A 22,034-nucleotide genomic window follows, 5' to 3' on the forward strand; every position below is an offset into this window, starting at 1 on the left:
GGACGGCGTGCGGGAGTTCATCGTCGAGGCCGACGGCGGTTCGCGGGGCAACCCGGGGCCGGCCGGGTACGGGGCCGTGGTGATCGACGCGGCCACGGGCGAGCCTCTCGCCGAGGCGGCCGAGCACATCGGGGTCGCCACCAACAACGTCGCCGAGTACCGGGGGCTGTTGGCCGGTCTGCGCGCGGCGCGGGAACTGGACCCGTCGGCCCGGGTCCACGTCCGTATGGACTCCAAGCTCGTCGTCGAGCAGATGTCGGGGCGCTGGAAGATCAAGCACCCGGATCTGAAGCCCCTCGCGATGGAGGCGAGCCGTGTGCTTCCGCCGGACCGGGTGACGTACGAGTGGATCCCGCGCGAGCGGAACAAGCACGCGGACCGACTGGCCAACGAGGCGATGGACGCCGGGAGCCGGGGCGGGCGGTGGGACGCGTCGGCCTCGACGGCAGCCCTGAAGAGGCCGGCCACCATCCCGGAGCCGCCGCAGGAGGGCGCGAAGGCCGACGCCGACATGCGCGCCGCCCACGCGGTGGCCTCCGGCACGGCCACGCCGTCCGGCTCCCCGGCCGCGACCACTGCCACTTCCACCCCCGCCACCTCCACCTCCACCCCCGCCACCTCCACCCCCGGCTGGAGCTCCGCCCCCGATCTCGGCGCGCCCGCCACCTTCGTGCTGCTGCGGCACGGTGAGACCCCGCTGACTCCGCAGAAGCGGTTCTCGGGCAGTGGCGGTACCGATCCGTCCCTCTCCGACGTCGGCCGGGAGCAGGCGGAGCGGGCCGGGGCGGCGCTGGCGAGGCGGGGCACGATCCAGGCGATCGTCGCGTCTCCGCTGGCCCGGACCCGTGAGACCGCCGGCATCGTCGCCGCCCACCTCGGGCTCGACGTCGTGGTCGACGACGGGCTGCGGGAGACGGACTTCGGCGCCTGGGAGGGACTCACCTTCGGCGAGGTGCGCGAGCGCCACCCCGACGACCTCAATGCCTGGCTGGCCGATCCGGAGGCCCGGCCCACCGGCGGCGGCGAGAGCTTCGCGGCGACCGCCACCCGGATCGCCGCCACCCGCGACAAGCTGGTCGCGGCGTACGCGGGCCGCACGGTCCTGCTCGTCACGCACGTCACCCCGATCAAGACCTTCGTCCGCCTCGCCCTGGGCGCCCCGCCCGAGTCCCTGTTCCGCATGGAACTCTCGGCGGCCTCGCTGTCGGCGGTGGCGTACTACGCGGACGGCAACGCGAGCGTACGGCTGTTCAACGACACCTCTCACCTCCGCTGAGCCACGCGGGCGGTACGGGCGGCACGGGCGGCGCGCTCGCGCAGGATCTCCGCCGTCCGCGCGTCCGCCGGCAGGAACGCCTCCAGATGCAGCTCGGCCAGGGTGACATCGACGGCCGTGGCAAATGAGGTCAGCGTGGTGAGCAGCCGCAACTCGCCCTCCGCGCAGCGCAGTCGGAGCGGGACGGCGAAGCCGAGGTAGTCGTCGTCGGGGGTGTACGGCGGTACGTACCCCTCAAGCTCCGCAGTCAGCTCGTCGAGCCGTGGATCGGGGCTGCGCAGCGCCCGCGCCCGCAGGTTCTCCAGGATGTGCCGCCCCCACGCCCCGAGGTTCACCACCCGTGCGGCCGTCCCGCGCGGATGCAGCGCCAGCCGCAGCAGATTGACGGGCGGCTTCAGCAGCGCGGGCTCGGCGCCCTGAGTCAGCACCTCGAACGCCGCGTTCGCCGCGACGAGTTCACCCCGGGGCCCCGCGACCACCGCCGGATACGGCAGATGCCCGTCCAGGATTGCGTCCAAGGCCTCCCGAACGGGCCCCAGTCCGGCCGCGTCCAGCGCCGACTCGGCGTACGCGGGCGCGTAACCCGCCGACAGCAGCAGCGCGTTGCGCTCCCGCAGCGTCAGCTCCAGCGACTCGGCCAGCCGCAGCACGACAGCACGCCCCGGCACCGAACGCCCCCGCTCGATGAAGCTGACGTATCTCTGTGTCGTCCCGGCCCGCGAGGCGAGTTCGAGCTGACTGACCCGGCGCACGGTGCGCCAGCGCAGCAGTTCCCGGGCGAAGGGCGGTGGCTCGACGGAGGTCATACGGCCAGTTGTACGACACGGGTACGACAACCGCCCGAGGCCGTCATCCGGATCGCCCGAGCCCCGCCGCCTGCCGTGCCAGCGCCTCGACGCGCCCCCAGTCCCCGGCGCCGACGGCGTCCGCCGGGATCATCCAGGTCCCGCCCACACAGCCGACGTTGGGCAGGGACAGATACTCCGGGGCGTTGAGCGGGCCGATGCCCCCGGTGGGGCAGAAGCGGGCCTGGGGCAGCGGGCCGGCCAGCGACTTCAGGTAGGCCGTGCCGCCGGCCGCCTGTGCCGGGAAGAACTTCATCTCCCGCACCCCGCGCTCCAGCAGCGCCACCACCTCCGTCGTGGTCGACACCCCCGGCAGGAACGGCACCCCGGAGGCCCGCATGGCGTCCAGCAGTACGTCCGTCCAGCCCGGGCTCACCAGGAACCGCGCCCCCGCCGCCCTGCACTCGGTCACCTGGGCCGGTGCGATGACCGTGCCCGCGCCCACCACCGCGTCCGGCACCTCGGCGGCGATCGCCCTGATGGCGTCGAGCGCGGCCGGGGTCCGCAGCGTCACCTCGATCGCGGGCAGCCCGCCCGAGACCAGCGCCCGCGCGAGCGGCACGGCGTCGGCGGCGTCCTCGACGACCACGACCGGGACGACGGGCGCGAGGTCCAGCAGAGACGGTGGCGGCGGCATGACGCTCATCCTGCCCATGGCATGCAGCATGCGCAAAAGTCGTTGCACATGCCGCAATGCCTCGCCGGGGAGGACGGCTCGGGGTCAGTGAATCTCCGTCACCAGCACGTCCAGCGACCAGGCCTGCCCGGCCTTCGCGGGTGCCTCCGCCTCCACCACGTACCCGAGATCGCGCAACGCCTCGACCAGCCGGGCCGGGTTCTCGGGCGCGGACCCCGACGACAGCAGGCTCCGCACGATCCGCCCCTTCGTCGCCTTGTTGAAGTGGCTGACGACCTTCCGGGTCGGGGCGTGCAGCACCCGCACCGTCGCGGTCCGGCCCGCGACCTCGCCCTGCGGCTTCCAGGCGGCCGCGTACGCGGAGGAGCGCAGGTCGAGGACGAGGCCCTTGCCCGCCACCTCGGGGAGCACCGGTGCCATGGCCGTGCGCCAGTGCGTGCCCAGGGCCCCGAGTCCCGGCAGCTTCACGCCCATCGAGCAGCGGTAGGAGGGGATCCGGTCGGTCACCCGTACGGCGCCCCACAGCCCGGAGAAGACCAGCAGCGAGCGCGCGGCGCGCCGCTTGGCCGCCGTGTCGAGGGAGGCCAGGCCGAGGGAGTCGTACAGGACACCCGTGTAGATCTCCCCGGCCGGGCGGGTCCCGGCCGTCCGCAACTCCGTGTTCTTCGCGACCTCGCCCCGCAGCCCCTCGCTCAGCCCGAGCACCTCGCGCGCCTTCTCCTCGTCACCGGCGCACAGCTCGACGAGCTCGCCCAGCACGGCCTCACGGGCGGCGCCGAGCCCCGGCAGGGACAGCGACTCCGGCTTCAGGGGGGCGCCACGGCCCGAGGACGCCTTGCCTTCGGAGGGAGGCAGCAGGACGAGCACACGTACTCCTTCGATAGAGCTGTTCCGCGCCAGCGTACGGTGTGCCACCCGCCCGCCCCCGCCCTACGCTCGACTCATGCCCCGCCGCCACATCAGCGTGACCGGCGCCCCCGAAGCCCCCCTTTGGGCCGCCTTCACCGCGCTCCGTGCCGCACTGGGAGTCCCCCACGACTTCCCGGCCGAGGTGCTCGCCGAGGCCGAGCAGGCCGCGAAGGCCCCCGCCCTGCCGTCGTACGACGCCACCGACATCCCCTTCTTCACCATCGACCCGCCCGGCTCCACCGACCTCGACCAGGCGATCCATCTGTCACCGCGGGACGGCGGCCACCGCGTCCGGTACGCCATCGCCGACGTCGCCGCCTTCGTCGTACCGGGCAAAGAGCTCGACGCGGAGACCCACCGGCGGGCGACCACGCTGTACTTCCCGGACGGCAAGGTCCCGCTGCACCCCGGCGTCCTCGGCGACGGTGCCGCGAGCCTGCTCCCGGACCAGGACCGCCCGGCCGTCCTGTGGACCGTCGACCTCGACGCGGACGGCCGTCAGCGTGCCCTCGACGTCCGCCGTGCCCTGGTCCGCAGCCGCGCCCGGTTCGACTACGAGGACGTGCAGAAGCAGATCGACACCGGCACCGCCGAGGTGCCGGTCGCGCTGCTCAAGGAGATCGGCGAGGCCCGCGAGCGGCTGGAGGCCGAGCGCGGCGGCATCTCGCTCCAGGTGCCCGAGCAGCAGATCATCCAAAGCGACCACCGCTACGCCCCGGCCTACCGCGCCCCCCTCCCCGTCGAGGCCTGGAACGCCCAGCTCTCCCTGCTCACCGGCATGGCGGCGGCCCAAGTGATGCTGGCCCACGGGACCGGCGTACTGCGCACCCTCCCGGCCGCCCCGGGCGGCGCCGTGGCCCGGCTGCGCCGTACCGCGCACGCCCTGCGCATCGACTGGCCGCACCACGTCTCCTACGCGGCGCTGATCCGCTCCCTGGACCCGCACCGCCCCCAGCACGCGGCCTTCCTCCAGGAGTGCACCACCCTGCTGCGCGGCGCGGGCTACACCGTCTTCCGGAACGGCGCCCTGCCCGCGCTCACCACGCACGCCGCCGTGGCCGCCCCCTACGCCCACTGCACGGCCCCGCTGCGCCGCCTCGCCGACCGCTACACCGCCGAGATCTGCCTCGCGGCCGCCGCCGGACATGCCGCGCCGCACTGGGTGCTCGCCGCGCTCGACGAGCTGCCCCGGTGGATGGCCGGGGGCTCCCGGCGCGCGGCCGCCGTCGAGCGGGAGTGCGTCGACATCGTCGAGGCCGCGCTGCTGACGGACCGGGTCGGGGACGTCTTCGACGGGTGCGTGGTCGACGTGGACGAGGACCGGCCCACCGTGGGGACCGTCCAGTTGGAGTCGCCCGCTGTCATCGGCCGGATCGAGGGCGACCGCCTCCCGCTCGGGGAGCGGCTGCGGGTCAGGCTCGTGCAGGCGGATCCGGGAGCGGCGAAGGTGCTGTTCGCGCCTGTCTGAGGGCCCGTACGAGATGGTCGGCCTCGTCGGCGTGCAGCCGGACCACGCTCACCTCGCGGCGACGGCCGAGGACGGTGACATGGGGGAGGGGCCCCGCCAGCTCGACGGTGAAGTTCTCCGATCCGCAGGGGATCAGTACAGACGTTGACGTCGCGGCAGGGTCAAGCGCGCACCCACGGACCGCCCGCTGCCCGGCATGGAAACGGACCCGGATGTGTTGCACCGTAGAAGCGCGCAGGGCGCAGGGAGTACGAGGCAGGGCGCAGGGCGCAAGGCGCACAAGGGGGTGTCACATGCCGGAGCAGGCGCGATGGACGCGAGCCAGGCTGGGCCGCTGCGGACCCCCGCTCGACCTCCTCACGGCCCGCTTCGACAAACACGTCTACGCCCCGCACGCCCACGACGAATTCACCATCGGCGTGTGCGTCGGCGGCTCCGAGGTGATCGACTACCGCGGCGGCCACATCCGCACCGGCCCGGGCTCCATCGTCGTACTGGCACCCGGCGAGGTGCACACGGGCGGCCCCGCCACACCCACGGACGGCTACGCCTACCGCGCCCTGTACGCCGACCCCGCCCTGCTGGCCGACGGCACCCTCGGGGGCCTCCCGCACTTTCGTGAACCGCTCGTCGACGATCCCGAACTGGCCGCCGCGTTCCGGCTCGCCCACACCGAACTCGCCCGCTGCCCCGACCCCCTGGAGGCCGAGGCGCGCCTCCCGTGGCTGCTCACGGCCCTATCCCGGCGCCACTCCACGGCGAGACCGGCCTCGGACCGTATCCCGGGCGCGCACGGCATAGCGCTGACGGTCCGCGACCGACTGGCCGACGAACTGCTGGAGCCGCCCTCGCTGGCCGCCCTCGCCACCGACCTGGGCCTGTCCCGCTACCAGCTCCTGCGCGCGTTCCGCACGACGATGGGCATGCCGCCCTACGCCTGGCTCGCCCAGTACCGGGTGACCCGGGCCCGCACCCTGCTGGAGTCGGGCCTGCGCCCGGCCGAGGTGGCGCCCCTGGTGGGCTTCGCGGACCAGGCGCACCTCACCCGCTGGTTCCGCCGGGTGCTGGGGGTGACGCCGGCGGCGTACCGCAACAGCGTTCAAGACACCTGGTGGTGAGGCGGCGGAAACTCGCCGTATGACTGCACGCGGCTGGTTCCTGTTCTCCCTGATGGGAGTGGTCTGGGGCATCCCCTATCTGATGATCAAGGTGGCGGTGGACGCGGTGTCCCCGTCGATGGTGGTCTTCACGCGCTGTGCGCTGGGCGCACTGCTCCTGCTCCCCTTCGCGCTGCGCCAGGGCGGCCTGACCAGGACCGTCCGCGCCCACTGGCGTCCCATGCTGGCCTTCGCGTGCATCGAGATCATGGGCCCCTGGTTCACCCTCACCGACGCCGAACGTCATCTGTCGAGCTCCACGGCGGGCCTGCTGATCGCGGGCGTACCGATCGTCGGTGTGGTCCTGGCCCGCTTCTTCGGCGAGACGGAACGGCTCGGTATCCGCCGGATGACCGGCCTGGGCCTCGGCCTCGGCGGCGTGGCGGTGCTCACGATCCCCCACCTCACCGGCGGCGACGCGCGCTCACTCGGAGAGGTGTTCCTGACGGTGCTGGGCTACGCGACGGCACCGCTGATAGCCGCACGCCGCCTCAAGGACGTCCCGACCCTCCAGCTCACGGCCCCCTGCCTGGCCCTGGCCGCGCTGGTCTACGCCCCCGCCGCCGCGGCCACCTGGCCCTCCGAGGTCCCCTCCGCGCAGGTCCTGGCCGCCCTCGCGGGCCTTGGCGTCATCTGCACGGCGGTCGCCTTCGTGGGCTTCCTCGAACTGATCAAGGAGGCGGGCCCGACCCGGGCCACCGTGATCACGTACGTCAACCCGGCGGTCGCGGTGGCGGCGGGTGCCCTGTTCCTGGACGAGCCACTGACGGCCGGCATCATCGTGGCCTTCACCCTGATCCTGGCGGGATCGGTGCTGGCCACGGCCGCGGCGCCGAAGAGGCCGGCGCGCCCGCTAACATGGTCGACACGGCAGACGAGCCGGGCGGACGGCCGCGTGGAGTCCCCCTAGGGGGGCTTCCCGAGGAACGTCCGGGCTCCACAGGGCAGGGTGGTGGCTAACGGCCACCTGGGGCGACCCACGGGACAGTGCCACAGAAAACAAACCGCCGGGGACCTCGGTCCCCGGTAAGGGTGAAACGGCGGTGTAAGAGACCACCAGTGCCCAGGGTGACCTGGGCAGCTAGGTAAACCCCACCCGGAGCAAGGTCAAAAGGAGCCGCTGTAAAAGGCGGCTCTGCGCGGACGTTCGAGGGCTGCCCGCCCGAGTCCGCGGGTAGACCGCACGAGGCCGACGGCAACGCCGGCCCTAGATGGATGGCCGTCGCCCCGGGCTCCGCGAGGAACCCGGGGAACAGAACCCGGCGTATAGCCCGACTCGTCTGCCGCTTCGCGTTTCTGCAGGTCAGACACCCCATGCCGCTTGACCTCAAACGCCATGGGGTGTCTGACCTGCGCTTTTATAGTTTCCAATGAACCCGCCCGACGTGCTTTCGAGGCCGGGACGGGTACACCGTGCGGAGTGCGTTGCGCTCCTTCATCTGTTCAGCGCAGCGGCGTCCGTGGGGTCCGCCACACCAATGGGTGACATGTGAACTGGTCTGCCCTGTGGGGCGAGTGGGAAGAATGTCGCTGTGCCCGATCCTTATCCAGCAGAGTTCCGCGAGGATGTCGTGCGGGTCGCGAGGAATTGCGGCCCGGATGTGACGATCGAGCAGGTGACCGCCGGCTTCGGGGTGCACGCGATGACGCTGTGGAAGTGGATGCGCCGGGCGGACATCGACGACGGTACCAAGACTGGAACGAACAACCAGGAGAGTGCGGAACTGCGGGAAGCACGTCGGCGCATCAAGCTGCTGAAGCAGGAGAACGAGGTCCTGCGCCGGGCCGCTGCCTAACTGTCGCAGGCACACCTTCCGGGAAAAGGATCTACCCGGTCGTGAAAGAGCTGGCCGCTGGCGGGGTGCCCGTGTCTCGTGCCGGGCCCTCAAGCACGCCCGCCAGCACTACTATCGCTGGCTCGATCAGCCGGTGTCCCCTGCCGCATTCGAAGAGGCGTGCCGCGTGAACGTCCTGTTCGATGCCCACCGTGACGACCCGGAGTGCGGCTACCGGTTCCTGGCCGACGAAGTCCGCGCCGCAGGGGTCGGCATGGCGGACCGGACCGTGTGGCGGATCTGCCGGGACAACCGCTGGTGGAGCGTGTTCGGCAACAGACGAGGCCGGATCAAGAAGGCCGACCCGCCGGTGCATGATGACCTCGTCCAGCGTGACTCCACTGCGGCCGGACTGAACCGTCTGTGGCTCGCGGAGGTTACCGACATCTCGCAGCAGAAGGGAAGTTGTATCTAGGTGCGCACCAGTCCTCATCGCGCATGATCGTTAACCGATGTCGGCATGAGGCGCTCGTTGCTGAGTTCGTCGTTTCGGTACCGCGGTCCGCGCGAAACGTGCCGTGCGAGGGTCTCTCGGCGAAACCACGTTACGCACGACGATGCCCTCCGGCGAGGCTCATCCCCATGGCACCCGAAGATCGACCTAGTTGGGTCCCGCCGCCGTGCATTCCTCCTTGTGGCGAGCGCCATTGGCCCTGCGTTGCAGTGTGTCCGCGTGGTAGAAACCTGATGCTGTTCCCACGCTCTGACCGCTTCCGCCGACCAGTTGCCCTCGAACGTTAGGAGCCCTCGGCAGTGCCACCTACTTTGTATCGAGACACTGGTTACACGCTCCGGCACCTGATCGAGAACATCGAAGGCGGCCGTATCGGACTCCCCGACATCCAACGCCCGTTCGTCTGGTCCGCGGCGAAGACCCGCGATCTCTTCGACTCGATGTATCGGGGTTACCCAATCGGCACCCTGATGTTCTGGGAGACCGGTGCTGAGGTGGGGACGCGGCAGATCGGAACGGAAGCCGGCGATCGAACACCCCAGCTGTTGGTCGTTGACGGGCAGCAGCGGCTCACCGCCCTGTTCGCTGTCCTCACCGGGCGCAAGATCGTCACTAAGTCTTTCGACGAGATTAACGTTCGCATCGCGTTCCACCCGGAGGACCAGACGTTCGAGGTCACGGACGCGGCGATCGAGCGTGACGCTCACTTCATTCCGGACATCACCGCGCTCTGGGCCCGAGGTGGTTACAAGCCCACCGTCCGGCAGTTCTTCCAACGGCTCGAACAGGCCAGCGGACAGCCTTTGTCGGACGCTGCCAAGGATGAGCTCGAAGAACGCATAGACAGGGTCCGGGATCTGCACGAGTTTCGCTTCCAGGTTGTGGAGCTGGGCGCTTCGGCCAACGAGGAGCAGGTCGCCGACATCTTCGTGCGCATCAACTCCGAAGGCGTGAAGCTCAACCAGTCCGACTTCATCCTCACCCTGATGTCAGTGCATTGGGAGAAGGGGCGCCGCCAGCTCGAAGACTTCAGCCGCAGCGCGGTGATCGCAGGACTTCCCGGTCCGAGCCCTCGGAACGCCTTTCTGGATCCCAGCCCGGACCAACTGCTGCGCGTAGCCGTCGCTGTCGCTTTCCGGCGCGCCCGGCTGCAGCACGTCTATAGCGTCCTACGAGGAAAGGACCTCGAAACCGGCAAGGTCACCGCCGCTCGACGGCAGGAGCAGTTCGACCGGCTCGCCCAAGCACACACGAAGGTCCTGGACCTGACCAGCTGGCACGAGTTCTTCCAGTGCGTCACGGCGGCTGGTTTCCGCAGCCGCAAGATGATCACCTCCGACAACGCCCTGCTGTACAGCTACACGATCTGGCTGATCGGACGCCACGATTTCGGGCTGACGGCCGATGAACTCCGTCCCGTGATCGGCCGGTGGTTCTTCATGGCGCACACCACCGGCCGGTACTCCAACTCACCGGAGTCACAGATGGAGTTCGACCTGGGACGCATTGGCAGTCTGCCGCCAGGTGACGGCCGAGCCTTCACCGCAGAACTCGACCGGATCATCGCAGCGAACTTCACCGGCGACTATTGGGACATCTCCCTGCCGAACCGGTTGGACACATCCTCGTCGCGTTCACCGGTGCTGTTCGCCTACCAGGCGGCGCTCAACATCCTCGACGCCGAAATGCTCCTCGGCGACCAACGAATCCGTGATCTGCTGGACCCCTCAGTCAAACCCGCCAAGGCTGTCGACAGGGACAACCTGTTCCACCGCAAGACACTCGCCAGACTGGGTATCACCGACCGGCGCCAAGTCAATGCCATCGCCAACATGGCCTACGTGACGTGGCCAGCAGACGAGCAGTCCAACACCGACGCACCACATGACTACTGGCCGAGAATCACGGACGCGATGGACCCGGAGGCGCTCAAGCGGCAGGTACGGTGGCACGCGCTCCCGGTCGGCTGGGAGCAGCTCGACTATTTCACCTTCCTGGAACGGCGGCGCCAGCTAATCGCCAAGGTCGTGCGGGAAGCGTTCGAAACCCTCACGGGAGAACGCCCTACGTACGTCCCAACCACCCCGGCCGACATGATCGCCGCCGGCGAGTCCCAGGGCACCGAGTTCAAGGCAAGCGCCCGATGGAACGTGCACACCCGGCAGGCCGACAAGTCCCTCCGGCACAACATCGTCAAGGCCGTCTGCGGCTTCTTGAACGGCGAGGGCGGAAACCTGTATATCGGCGTCGCCGACGACGGGACTGTCCTCGGCATCGAGAACGACCTCGCCACTCTGGAGTCGCAGGCCAGCGTCGACGGGTACGAGCTCTTCGTACGCCAACTCCTCGACAGCAGCCTGTCGACCCCGACAGCGACCACCGTCCGCGTACGCTTCCCCGAAATTTCTGGCAACGTCGTCTGTCAGATCAGCGTTGCCGCGGCAGGTAGGCCGGTGTTCGCCAAGCCCGCCAAGGGTGGCAACGGCGCCACCGACTTCTGGGTCCGGGTCGGCAACGCCACCAAGCAACTCCACGGCGATGATCTCCTGCGCTACCAGGAGGAACACTGGGGATGAGCGTCCTTATGGCCAGTCCGGTCCGCCTTCCCGGCCTCCTCGTCGACCAGCTTGAACACACAATGGCCCGCGCGCTGCGGGAGCGGACCCCACGCAGCAGCCGCAGGCTGTCGGCCGTGACGCTCGTTTGACGCTCTGGACGCCAGCAAGCCGGGGCGAGAACCGATGAGGTTGCCGTGACCTGCGCTTTTCCGTAGCCGGCTCGGACCGATGCCATACCGATGACGCATCATGTGGAGTGCGTGGCGATTTATGACCAGCGCAAGGAGCTCTGACCTGCGGGTTTTCCCGGGTGTCCAGGTGCGGCACTGTGTGCTCGACTGTTTCCCGAAGCCCATCGTGTGGGGCCTGTCGCGGGCTCGCGCCACGGATCTCACCTGCGGCTTCGTGTAGCCGGTGTGGGCTGGGAGCGCTCTGCCTCGCATTCGTGAGGGCGGTTGGGGACAGTCTTGACGCTCGTTCGACACTGCTCCCGGCGGAGCGTCATGGCGCTCGCTGGCCGGCTACCGACCCAAGTCGAACACCGTGCTGATGCCGAGGCCGAGCGACGTTTCGAGGGAGCGAGCCGGTCTCCCTCGGACGCACCTGCGGTGTTCGAGCATCGTCACCCCCGTACTCGGTATGTTCGTGTTGCGTCCTTGGCCGGCGGATCTTCTGATCCGCCGGCCCGGGGGGACACCGCCGGTGTCGGTGTATCTGCACGCCCGTTCGACCGCCGAGTTCGTTCAGGCTGACCAGTTAGTTGGTGGATAGCGGCAGTTGGGTGGAGCCGGTGTTCTCCCCGACACGGGACAGGCGCCGTGTTCTGGGAACCGGCACGATCGGCGGGTGTTAGGTGAGGAGTTAGGCGAGGGCGACCTGCCCGGGCGTGGCGCCCGTGCTCTGGGCGAATGCGGCGACGTGTTCCACGAGAACCTGGTTCGCCGTGTGGTACTCCGCAGTGAACTGAGGGATGGTCGTGTAGGTGCCGCCGTCCCTGAACGGCACGTCGACGGTGCTGCGAAGTACGCCGATCATGTCCTTCAGGCATTGGGGGCATGAGCAGGATCGGTGCCCGGGGCGCGGTCGACTGACCATCGCCGTGTGCCCCGCGACGCCAATCATTTGATCGGCCTCGTCACCCAGCGAGCGAGCCTGACTGCATGAAGTTCGGGGAACTGGCCACCGAGGTGGATAGCCGGGAGTCGGACGGTGTTTGCGCCCATGCGGTGGCGTTTCGCGTGGTAGACGAAGGTGTATGCATGCGCCCGCAAGTGTTGTTCGTGCGCATGGTTGGAAGTCGGTTTCAGAGGACCTGGCGAAACTCTCGACCGAAATCAGCTCGGCCCGTTCGGGCTTGATCGCATAGCGCGTAGGGTCATCCCGCCTGGAACGAGGCGAAAGGGGCTGCTGGTGGCGACGATGTGCAGCAGTGGTTGGAAGAGGACGCCTTACCGCTGAGAGGCATGGACGCGAGAGCCTCGGAACCAGGCCATGGTGGCTTGGAGCCACTGCGCGAGGTTCTACATGACGTACAGGTGTTGGGGATGAGGGAAGCGACGCACGGGACGGCCGAGTTCTCCCGGTCCCAACAGCGACGCAACGGCGCCAGCGTCTCGGTAGCCGGAGCGCAGGTGGCCCAAGGCGGGAACTCGCCCCGAGCCGGGTGTCACCTGCCCCCGTGCTCCGTCTCCACCCACGAGCTGTCCAGGAACGGGCTGGGCCTGCCGTGCCAGAAGACGTCCACGCTGTCGCGGGCCCGGGTAGCGGCCACGAAGAGCAGGGATCTGGCCCGCTGGATCTCGTGTCGGTAGCGCGTGGGTTCGACGTCACGCAGTCGGCTCACGTCCGCACGCGGGACGAGCCCGTCGGTCACGCCCGCGATGATCATCCGCTGGTACTCCAGCCCCTTGAACCGGAACATCGTGCCGATGTGCACGCCGGCGGAGCCGTTCGGTCCGTCGGAACGGATCTCCAGCGCGTCGATGCCGTGCAGCTTCAGCGTGTACCCCATCTCGGTCGCCATCTGGTTGGTCGGGACGCACACCGCGATCTGCTCGTGCGGGACAGCCGTGTCCGTGTCCGCGTCCCACCCTGAGATCAGAGCGGCCACGCCTTCCCGCTCGGCGTCCCAGTCCGGGAAGGCATGCCCGGCGGGGAGCCCGCCGTTGAGCACGGACCGGTAACCGGCGAGGGTTTCCGCGCCGCCGTCGAGATCGTCGTACGTCGTCTCGCCCAGGACTCCGAGGGCCGAGCGCAGGATCTGCCGCGTGGTCCGGTAGCTAAGGGTCAGCTTCGCGGACCGGCCGCGGATGTTGACGCCCAGACTGCCGAGCGTCACCTGGTTCTTGTAGATGCGCTGGTGGGTGTCGCCCACCAGGAACAGGTCGTCCGACGTACGGGGGGCCATGGCGCGCAGCATCTTCCAGTGGGCGGGGCGCAGGTCCTGGGCCTCGTCCACCACAATGTGGCGGTAGCGGTGGCGCAGCCAGCCACCGGAGCCGTCCTGGAGGTGGATGTTGTCGAGGCCACCCGCTTCATCCCGCTGCCGTGCGATGTTCTGGATGCGTTGTTCGCGGCCCATCTCCAGGCGTGCCGCGCGCTCCGCGATCTGGTCCCAGGTCTGCCGTCCGAGCCGGTCGAGCCGCTGGGTGAAGCGTTCGGCGAGTTGCCAGATCTCGGCCCGCTCGGCGCGGCCGATGCTCTTGCCACGCCCGGCCCGCCGGGCCCGGAAGTAGTCGGTGCGGCTGCCGACGGCCTGACCGAGGATGACCTGGGTCCACTCCTCGTGCAGGAACTCCGGGTCCCAGGTGTCCTCGCCCAGTTCGTCGAGCAGCGCGCGCCACTCGCGTACGGCCTGTCCGTCGTCGATGGCTTGCTTGCCGTTGCCGGGTTCGGCCTCGCGGACGACACGCAGCGCCAGCTGGTCGACGTGGCTCACCTCGACCCGGCTGAGCAGTTCGTCGCCGCCCAGCTCCAGCAGTCGGGAGCGCAGGTCCGCGGCGAGGTTCTTGTTGAAGGTGGTGAGGAGGACGGGCTTGTCGTGCCCGGGGGAGAGCTGCCGGACGAGGTGGCGTACCCGGTGCAGCGCGACGACGGTCTTGCCCGTGCCGGGCCCGCCTCCGACCCGGGCCGGACCGCTGTAGCGGCGCTCGACGAGCTTGGCCTGTGTGGGGTGCAGGAAGCTCTTCCACCGGCCGAAGTCACCGCTCTCCAGCGCTCCGCGGAGGTCTTCGTCCGTGGTGGTGACGACCGTCGCCGGCCGCTCGGCGGCGGCCGCGAGGTCGTCCGGGTCGACCGGCTCGGTGGCGGCAACCGGCCTGGTCACCTGGTCGAGTACGTCCTCGTACGACGCGCCGTCGAACAGCGCGATCAGCACCTCGCCGGTCAGCTGCGGCGCGTACTCGGCGAGGCCGAGCAGCTGGTCCTCCGTGGTGAGCGTACGGATGACGGGCAACAGGGGTTCCGCGACACCGAGTTCGGTCAGCTGACGGTCGGACCAGGCGGTGAACAGCGGTTCCGGGAGAGGCGCCGACGGCCGTGGTTCGGGAGTGGGCCGCGTCTGAGCGGTCGCGCCGGGCAGCCTGCCCAGGACGCTGTCCTCCACGACCTCCAGATCGACGTACTCGATGCCGCCGGTGACCTGGTTGACGCCGTACGAGAGCCGGTTGTAGACGTCCCTGCGGTGCTTGACGGAGACGATCAGCCAGTCGTCGTCGGCGAGCCGCAGCAGCAGGGCACGGTACTCGTCGTTGACGCGTGCCGACCAGAGCCGGTGGTCGCCCTTGAGCTGCTGGAGCTTGAGACCGGTGGTGTGCGGGTTGGTCCTGAACTTGTGCTGGAAGTCGAAGAAGGCGCCCTTGACCGTGCGGGGCAGCTTCAGGATCTCCTTGTCGGCCCTGTCGAGCAGGCGCAGTGTGACGCCGGAGGTGGTCATCGCTTCGGCTCCCCGTCGTTGGTGCTGTTCTCGTTCCGGTCCCGGCCGCCGAGCCGGGCGATCAGTTCCGTGCCGTCCCACTCGTCCGCCGTATGGACCGTCCAGCCGGCCGCCGCGAAGGCGTGCTTCTGGTCCTCGGCCTCGTAGTCCGGCTCGTCGCCGGTCGGGCGGGGGGCCCTGACCACGCCGATCCGGACGTCCGGCCAGGCGAGTTCGGCCTGCCAGCCCTGACCGTCCAGTTCGTAGCCGTCCCAGGGGACCGGCACCGCCGCCGACGCCAGCGTGTGCGCGAGGGCGGTGAGTTCCGGCTCCTCCGGGTCCAGCAACTCGATGACCCGGTCCCAGCGGGGATCCCGTCCGGGCCCGGTGCCGCCGGGCTGCTCGGCCACCTCCGGCTCCCGTGCGGTCGTCTCGTCCCCGATGACGGCGGGGACGGCCGGTACGGCGGGGACGGCCGACACGGCGGCCACTTCCACGGCGGAGGGCTCCTTCTCGGCCCGGTCGACCGGGACACGCATGGACGTCAGCCAGCCCTCTCCACCGGTCACGGTGAGGACCTCGGGACGGAAGCCGTCGATCATGCTCGACGTCAGCTGCGCGCTGTCACCGCCGCCGTGTTCCAGGAACTGCAGCACATTGCCCCACCAGAGCCAGGCGCGCCAGCGCCGCTTGTGCGCCGGCCCCTCCTCCAGGGCCGTGACGCCGTCATCGAGGACGACCAGGCCCGTCCACACGGGCGGGGTCCGCCTGCCGTCGGCGGCCAGCACCAGACGGCAGCCCGACGTGTCAGAGCCGTACAGCATCCGCACCGGTCCCGTGGTCTCGGCGGGTGCGCCCGCGCGCAGCGCCTCCCTGATGCCGGTCGCGGCCTCGGCGCCGCTGAGGGCGGCACCGCGGGTCCCGTCCGCCCCGCTCATGCCCGCGGCCACCGCCTCAGCCCGCCGCCGCCAGCGTTCGGGATCGGGCGAGCGCAGGTAGGCCAGGAGCGTCCGCGCCGGGTTGACCCACATCGTCTCGGCCAGTTCGCCGGGCAGCCCGCGGCCCACCCGGTCGTAGTAGTCGCGGGCGCGTTGCTGTCCAGCGGTGCCGTAGGGCGTCCAGACGGAGGTGTCCGTGTCGGTCCCGGTGTATCCGGGGTCGTTGATCCGGCGGCGCCATGCGGTCACGTCGTGGTAGGTCAGTTGGAACACCCGCAGTCCCTCGGCGCGGAGCCTGGTGCGCTTCTTGGCGTCGTCGGCGAGCCGGTCGTGTTCGCGGGTGGCGTGGTACGCGTAGCCGTCGAGGTACAGGGCGACGCGGGGGCCGGGAGAGTCCAGCCGTTCCAGGAGTATGTCGGGCCGGGTGTCCTCCAGCGCGCGTTGCTGGGAGACACGCCAGCTCACGGTGGACCCGTCGGGTGCTGTGAGCCTGAGGTCCAGGGCATAGGTGCCGGCCGAGGTGGTGTAGGCGTCCGCCGTGGCCTTCGATTCCGGCAGCTTTGCCCAGTCCCGCAACGTCTCGACGAACAGGACCTCAAGGTCGCTCTCGGCCTGCCTCTGGAGCGGGATGTCCTGGGTGGTTGTCACCCGTGAGGTGCGCCAGCGTTCTCCGTCGGCGCCGAGCAGCTCGTCCAGCATCTGCCGGACCTCGTTGCGGCTGACCTTGTCGTAGTCGGAGGCCGGCACCCGGCGCAGCAGGCACTGGTGGCAGCCGTCCAGGCCCTTCTCCCGGCACGCGCAGTGCTCGATGACGTCGCGAGCCCTGAGCAGGACTTCCCGGAAGCCGTCCGAGGAGGCCAGCCGGTGCAGGTATCCGGTGCCGCCGGGCAGCCGGTCGTACACGACCAGGAAGCGCCGGGGCCAGTCGGCATCCGGGTCGCCTGCGTCGTCCGGCATGGTGGCCTCGGCGATGTCGATGTGGTCGGGATCGCCGCCGTAGCGGGCGGCGATCCCCGCGAACAAGGCGGCGGTGAACGACGCGAGGCGCTCCTTGACGCGGGCCACCGAGGCGGGCAGCAGGATGCGGACGGCCTCTGTGGTCAGTTCGTGGGCCAGCAGCAGGGGCACGTCCTGGCCCGCGCCCTGCGCTCCGGCCGTGCCCGCCGCGGCGCCGCGGACCCGGCGGCGCGGGCACCACAGCAGATGGTGCGCGGAAGCCGGGACACTCGTCGCCCCCGACTCGGTTAGCGCGTGCTGGGGCACGTCCACCACCGGTCTGCCGTCGGCGGTCGCACCGCCGCACGAGGTGCAGACGTAGAACGGGTTGAGGCGGACGTCCTCCCCGGCGAGCGGCACCGTGCTGCTGCCGTCCTCGCGGTCGAGACCGAGGTTCAGGGTCCGGATCACGGCGTGGCGGGTGAAGTCCACGCCGAACACGGCCTCGTCGTGCCGCCAGGATCCTGGAACGAGGCGGCCGGGGTCGATGTCGACGGTGGTGAGGGTCGCGTAGCGCCTGCGGTCGCGTTCGTCCCGGTCGTCGCGCACCCTGGCGTCCTCGCGCTTGTCGCGGGACAGCACTCGCCGGGGGCGCAGGACGTACTGGACGCAGCCCGCGTCGGCGATCTCCCGGCCACGGCAGCGTGGGCACGGCGTCGTGTCACGCTCGGCGTTCTCGGTCCGCACGTAACCGCAGGCGGGACAGAGCCGCCACACCGACCAGGCGCGCCGGTCGGGACCGCCGATGTCGAGGGCGCGCACCACGTGCCGGTAGCCGTTGACGTAGAAGCTGTTGCCGGGGGCGAGTTCGGTCAGGGCGAGCGCGCTGGACCGTTCGTAGTCCCGGGTCTCGCTGCGGTACACCTTGGCACCGGGCGGCCGGGCTCCCTCCTCCTGCGGCGCGTCCTCCTCGTCGGGGGTCTCCGACCAGTACAGCGTTGCTTCCAGCATGGTGGTGGTGTCCGTCAGGCTGTAGTTCGGCAGCAGCCCGAGGTCCACCAGCGTGGCGTGTGCGGCGGACTGGCTCAGTTCCCGCAGCAGGTCCCCGGCGGCACGGCGCTCGGCCAGCAGCTCGCGCCGCTCCCGGTCCTGTGAGTCGTCGGAGCGGGCCAGTTGCCCGGCCGCCTCGTCGATCGCCGCGATTCTGCGGCGCACCTCCTCGCGTCGGCCGGTCCAGTCCTCCTCGGCCTCCTGGAGCACCCGGACGATTCCCCCGGTCGCGTAGGCGCGCAGTTCGTCCGCCGCGTGCTCGGAGACGCCTTCCGTGTCGTTGTCCTGGCCGCCGTCGGCGGGGAACAACGCGAGGAACTCCTCCACAAGGCGCGCTCCGTGGGTCTGCGCGGCGTCCGCGAGATCCTGGCACCATCCGCTGGTGCCGAACAGGGCGGACGACAGCCGGGGCACGGGCGCGAGAGTCTCGCCGTCCGAGGTCCGCAGTTCCCCGCGGGCCGCCAGGTCCAGCAGCCGGGCGGTGTACTGGCGGCGCAGGATCTCCACGGCCGACAGATAGCAGCCCGGCGGCAGGATGGTCCCGGCGATCATCTCCCGCGGCTCGTCCAGGTAGTACAGGTCGCGCGCCCTGCGTCCGCCGAACGCGACCACCAGCGCGTTGCCCGTCCGTCGTCCGGCCCGCCCGGCCCGCTGCACGTAGTTGGCCGGTCCGGCGGGCAGCGAGCCGAGCAGGACGGCCGACAGGTCGCCGATGTCGATGCCGAGTTCCAGGGTCGGGGTGCACGACAGGACGTTGGGGTCGGTGTAGTGCGTGCCCGCCTTGAAGGCGCGCTCCACGCGCTCACGTTCGGGGCGGGTGAGCATGCCGGTGTGCTCGGCCGTCACCACGCGGAACGTGCCGCCCGTCAGGTAGAGGCGACGGTAGTAGTCCCGCCGGTAGTCCCGCTCCCGCACGGGCCTGTCGGGGCGGATGCCTTCGGCCCCGGCGTAGGACATGTCACGCTGGGGCGCGGTGAGCCGTCCCCTGCATCGGTAGCGGGGGCAGGGATGGCCGTACCAGCGGGTGCGCCGCTCGGGGACGACGACCTGCTGCCAGCCGCAGTCCTCGCAGGCGACGAAGGCCTTGTTGACGACGGCGTCGTCGAGCAGGCGGACCTGGATGTGACCCGGCTGGATCCCGTACACCCGGGTCTGCCGGTCGCGGGTGGTCCGCGTCGACAGGACGCCCGCGTCGGCGAGGTGGGGCAGCAGTCTGCGCAGGTACTCGGTCGCCCCGGCGGCGTCCAGGTCCAGACATCTGCGGGTCCAGTCCTGGTACCAGCCCAGCCTTCCGGTGACCGCGTCGAACTCGGATCCGTCCTTCTGCCCGTCGAGCAGGAATCGCGGCGGAGCGACGCCCTCGGGGAAGGCGGGCATGCCGTCGGGCCTGCGACCGGAGATGAGATAGCGGTTGGTGCCGGCTTCCCTGATCCAGGTGTCGAGCCAGCGATGCCGCACCGCGCCGCGCAGCCGCAGCCGTTCCAGCAGGCCCCGGACATAGGCGAGGTAGCGTTCGGGGGTGGGCAGTCCGCCCACGGCCAGCAGCTGGCCGGGCAGCGCCAGGTGCACGTCCCGTGCCAGGTCGGTGACGCCGTCGGGGTCGGACAGCATCACCTCGGCCGCCGCGGTCCGGGTCAGTTCCAGGGTGCGGCCCATGCGGCTGCGCAGCCCGAACTCCATGACCGTCGCGAAGGCCAGACGCTCGCCGATCAGCCGCCAGGTCCGCGCGTCGCCCGTGCCCCGGCCGGACAGCAGCCGGTCGACCCCCGGCTCGTCGTGGAGGTCGGGAGGCACCACGGCGGCCAGCGCCTCGGGGTCGTCCACCGACTCCAGCACGAAGCCGATCAGGTCGTTGAGCGCGGTCGGCGCCCCTGATTCGTCCAGGTTGTGCGCGAGCAGCGAGCGCAGTGAGAACTTGTACGAGGCGTTCGCGACGTATCCCGCCCGGTGCGCGGCGTCCTGGGTGGAGTCGTTGAACAGCAGCGTCTTGCGTTCCTCGGGGACGAGCGCGATGTCGCCGCCGGTGAACAGCTGGGTGACCGCCGCCGAGGCGAGGGCCGCCTGGGCGGTACCGAGGAAGCGGATGCTGTTGTCGGTCTGGCAGGCGGGACACCGGTCGTCCTTCGCGGCCTTGTCGGCGCTCTTGCGGTCGAGCAGGGCCAGCGCGAACCATGCGTCGACCAGCTCCCCGTCGTCCGCGGTGGTGGGCAGCCGGTAGGTGCCCCGCCCGCCGTCCAGGACGACGACGGACAGCGGGTCCACGCCGCCGTCCGAGGGCCGGGCGCCGGTCAGCGCGTCGAGTGTCCGCCGTCGCTCGCCGGGGGTGGCGGCGATGAAGTAGCGCAGCCGCCGCTTGTCCCGGCCGACGCCGGCCCGCCAGATGCGGTCCTGCGCGGTCACGAGCTGCTGCGGGTCGGCCTCCGGGGACAGGGCCGCCCATCCGGAGCGCCCGCAGTTGCGGCAGTACACGGCCGGAAGGTGCACCTGGGCGGGGCGCGGCGCCGTGTCGGAGCCCGGCAGGGGCTCCGGGCGGCGGCTGGACGAACGGGACGAATACGACGGCATGCTCCCGGAGGAGGCGTCGGAGTCCTCCTCGCCGGGCGGCGCGGCGTTGAGCGCGGCCCGGCGCGCGGCGGTCCGGTCGTCCTCGTACCAGCGGAACTCGGGGGTCGGTCCCACTCCGCGCAGCACGCGTGTCACGGGCCGCACCCACAGGTGCGCCTCGATGTGCAGCAGCGGCCGGGGCCTGCGCTCGTCGGAGTCCGGGTCGCGGGCGGCGGACAGCAGCGCCACGAACCGGGACAGCGCCTGGAGCGCCAGCCGGGGGTTCTCGCGGGCGGTGCGGCCCCAGGAGTAGCCGAACCGGCTCAGCCGGTCCCGCAGCGTCCACTCGTCCAGCGGTTCGCCGTCGAGCAGCGACAGGACGCCGAGGGTGAAGTCGTGCCGCTTCAGCAGCCGTCCGACGCGGAAGGCGTCGAGGCCGGACCGGCCCAGCAGCAGGGTGGCGAGCGCGTTCAGGTCCAGCAGGTCGGGCCGGGCCTCGACGTCCGGTCCGCCGGACACCGCGACGACCTCCTGCGGGGTCGGCGGCTCGGGCAACTCGTAGTCGACGGTGCCGGTGAACTCCTCGGCGGTCATCCGCTCCTCGCCGATGACCGCGTCCGCCGCGAACGGCATCCCGAACACCCTGGCCGCCACGTCGAGGATGCCCCCGGCCTCCTTCCCGGGCGCTCCCTCGCCGAGGGTCGCCGAGGTCGCCACCGGGCAGATCGACCCCAGGGGCCGGCCCGGCCGGGCCGCGCCGGTGGCGGCGGCGAGCCTGCGCAGCAGCATCGCCACGTCGGTGCCCTGCGCGCCGTCGTACGTGTGGAACTCGTCCAGTACGACGTACGCGGGCTCGGCGCCCTCCCACAGGGCCCGGTCCTCGCCGCGCTGGAGCAGCAGGTCGAGCATCTTGTAGTTGGTGATCAGCACATCGGGCGGTGAGAGGCGCATCTCCTCGCGCCGTGTCATCACCCGCCGGAAGTCGGTGTCGGGCCGGTCGCCGATGTACAGACCCGCTGTGACCTGGGCCAGCTCCGGACGCGCCAGGTATTCGGCGATGCGCCCCGCCTGGTCGGTGGCGAGCGCGTTCATGGGGTAGAGCAGCACCGCCTTGATCCCGCGCACGCCCTCGGCCTTCTGGCGCCGGCAGTGGTCCAGCACGGGAACCAGGAAGGACTCGGTCTTGCCGGAGCCGGTGCCGGTGGTCACCAGGGTCGGCCGGCCGGGCCCGTGCAGCGTGGACAGCCGGGCCCACGCCTTCGCCTGGTGCCGCCACGGAGCGAACCCGGGGAATCCCGCCGACCATTCCAGGTCGCGCCGCCAGCCGTCGTCGGCGACGTGGAACGGTGTCCGGATCCGCAGGTAGGGACCGCGGAAGATGCCGGTCTCGGGGTGCCCGAGGAAGCGTTCGAGGGCGCCGCGGGTGGTTTCGTCGGCGAGGGCGTACGTCGTCGTGAGGTACTGCGTCAGACTGCCGCGGAGCTGCGCGGCGGCCATGGTGGGCTTCACGACGG

Annotated in this window: 12 protein-coding genes, 1 other RNA gene and 1 pseudogene; 8 read left to right on the forward strand and 6 right to left on the reverse strand. The window is 70.8% G+C overall.

The annotated features are described in order from the left end of the window. The first annotated feature begins 7 nt into the window (after positions 1-7). Positions 8-1,276 (forward strand): bifunctional RNase H/acid phosphatase, encoded by a 1,269-nt coding sequence (locus ACFY1J_RS03825; RefSeq protein WP_390706292.1) that lies wholly within the window; start codon positions 8-10, stop codon positions 1,274-1,276. On the opposite strand, the gene ACFY1J_RS03830 is transcribed toward ACFY1J_RS03825, so the two are convergent. The 3 genes from ACFY1J_RS03830 to yaaA all read right to left on the reverse strand — a co-directional run bounded on the left by ACFY1J_RS03830 (position 1,264) and on the right by yaaA (position 3,625). Next, positions 1,264-2,082 carry a helix-turn-helix domain-containing protein gene (locus ACFY1J_RS03830; RefSeq protein WP_390706291.1) on the reverse strand — a complete coding sequence of 273 codons (819 nt, stop codon included), beginning with the start codon at positions 2,080-2,082 and terminating at the stop codon, positions 1,264-1,266. The two genes, ACFY1J_RS03825 and ACFY1J_RS03830, sit on opposite strands and share 13 nt — an antisense overlap. Positions 2,083-2,125: 43 nt before the next feature. After that, positions 2,126-2,776: a bifunctional 4-hydroxy-2-oxoglutarate aldolase/2-dehydro-3-deoxy-phosphogluconate aldolase gene (gene eda / locus ACFY1J_RS03835; protein ID WP_390706290.1), complete on the reverse strand. Its 651-nt coding sequence runs from the start codon at positions 2,774-2,776 to the stop codon at positions 2,126-2,128. Positions 2,777-2,842: 66 nt separating this feature from the next. Beyond that, positions 2,843-3,625, reverse strand: coding sequence for a peroxide stress protein YaaA (gene yaaA / locus ACFY1J_RS03840; protein WP_363298896.1), 783 nt, complete (start codon positions 3,623-3,625; stop codon positions 2,843-2,845). Positions 3,626-3,701: 76 nt separating this feature from the next. Between yaaA and ACFY1J_RS03845 the strand changes: the two genes are divergently transcribed. The 7 genes and pseudogenes from ACFY1J_RS03845 (at position 3,702) to ACFY1J_RS03875 (ending at position 11,157) form a co-directional block, all read left to right on the forward strand. Then, positions 3,702-5,135 (forward strand): RNB domain-containing ribonuclease, encoded by a 1,434-nt coding sequence (locus tag ACFY1J_RS03845; protein WP_390706288.1) that lies wholly within the window; start codon positions 3,702-3,704, stop codon positions 5,133-5,135. Positions 5,136-5,428: 293 nt separating this feature from the next. Further along, positions 5,429-6,253 (forward strand): AraC family transcriptional regulator, encoded by an 825-nt coding sequence (locus tag ACFY1J_RS03850; RefSeq protein WP_390706287.1) that lies wholly within the window; start codon positions 5,429-5,431, stop codon positions 6,251-6,253. A gap of 82 nt (positions 6,254-6,335) precedes the next feature. Next, positions 6,336-7,052 (forward strand): annotated as a pseudogene (locus ACFY1J_RS03855) (DMT family transporter); the annotation flags it as partial. 115 nt (positions 7,053-7,167) lie between these two features. Further along, positions 7,168-7,575: RNase P RNA component class A (gene rnpB, locus ACFY1J_RS03860), an RNA gene on the forward strand. A gap of 249 nt (positions 7,576-7,824) precedes the next feature. Further along, positions 7,825-8,088: a transposase gene (locus tag ACFY1J_RS03865; protein ID WP_390730520.1), complete on the forward strand. Its 264-nt coding sequence runs from the start codon at positions 7,825-7,827 to the stop codon at positions 8,086-8,088. A 166-nt stretch (positions 8,089-8,254) separates the two neighbouring features. Further along, positions 8,255-8,542, forward strand: a complete 288-nt coding sequence (locus ACFY1J_RS03870) for a hypothetical protein (RefSeq protein WP_390730521.1) — start codon at positions 8,255-8,257, stop codon at positions 8,540-8,542. 338 nt (positions 8,543-8,880) lie between these two features. Next, positions 8,881-11,157 (forward strand): DUF262 domain-containing protein, encoded by a 2,277-nt coding sequence (locus ACFY1J_RS03875; RefSeq protein WP_390730522.1) that lies wholly within the window; start codon positions 8,881-8,883, stop codon positions 11,155-11,157. An 843-nt stretch (positions 11,158-12,000) separates the two neighbouring features. On the opposite strand, the gene ACFY1J_RS03880 is transcribed toward ACFY1J_RS03875, so the two are convergent. From ACFY1J_RS03880 to ACFY1J_RS03890, 3 genes are all read right to left on the reverse strand, one after another. Then, complete coding sequence (locus tag ACFY1J_RS03880; RefSeq protein ID WP_390730523.1) at positions 12,001-12,174, reverse strand: hypothetical protein; 174 nt, start codon at positions 12,172-12,174, stop codon at positions 12,001-12,003. A 631-nt stretch (positions 12,175-12,805) separates the two neighbouring features. Next, positions 12,806-15,073, reverse strand: coding sequence for a UvrD-helicase domain-containing protein (locus ACFY1J_RS03885; RefSeq protein WP_390730524.1), 2,268 nt, complete (start codon positions 15,071-15,073; stop codon positions 12,806-12,808). After that, positions 15,070-22,029 (reverse strand): DEAD/DEAH box helicase, encoded by a 6,960-nt coding sequence (locus tag ACFY1J_RS03890; RefSeq protein WP_390730525.1) that lies wholly within the window; start codon positions 22,027-22,029, stop codon positions 15,070-15,072. The genes ACFY1J_RS03885 and ACFY1J_RS03890 overlap by 4 nt, the downstream gene beginning before the upstream one ends. Positions 22,030-22,034: the final 5 nt, after the last annotated feature.

This window comes from Streptomyces sp. NPDC001406 (genome assembly GCF_042895285.1).
GTDB lineage: Bacteria > Actinomycetota > Actinomycetes > Streptomycetales > Streptomycetaceae > Streptomyces.

Coding starts and splice junctions, on each gene's coding strand:
- ACFY1J_RS03845 (WP_390706288.1), top strand. CDS start 3,702: ATGCCCCGCCGCCACATCAGCGTGACCGGCGCCCCCGAAGCCCCCCTT.
- ACFY1J_RS03830 (WP_390706291.1), bottom strand. CDS start 2,082: ATGACCTCCGTCGAGCCACCGCCCTTCGCCCGGGAACTGCTGCGCTGG.
- ACFY1J_RS03880 (WP_390730523.1), bottom strand. CDS start 12,174: ATGATCGGCGTACTTCGCAGCACCGTCGACGTGCCGTTCAGGGACGGC.
- ACFY1J_RS03885 (WP_390730524.1), bottom strand. CDS start 15,073: ATGACCACCTCCGGCGTCACACTGCGCCTGCTCGACAGGGCCGACAAG.
- eda (WP_390706290.1), bottom strand. CDS start 2,776: ATGGGCAGGATGAGCGTCATGCCGCCGCCACCGTCTCTGCTGGACCTC.
- ACFY1J_RS03850 (WP_390706287.1), top strand. CDS start 5,429: ATGCCGGAGCAGGCGCGATGGACGCGAGCCAGGCTGGGCCGCTGCGGA.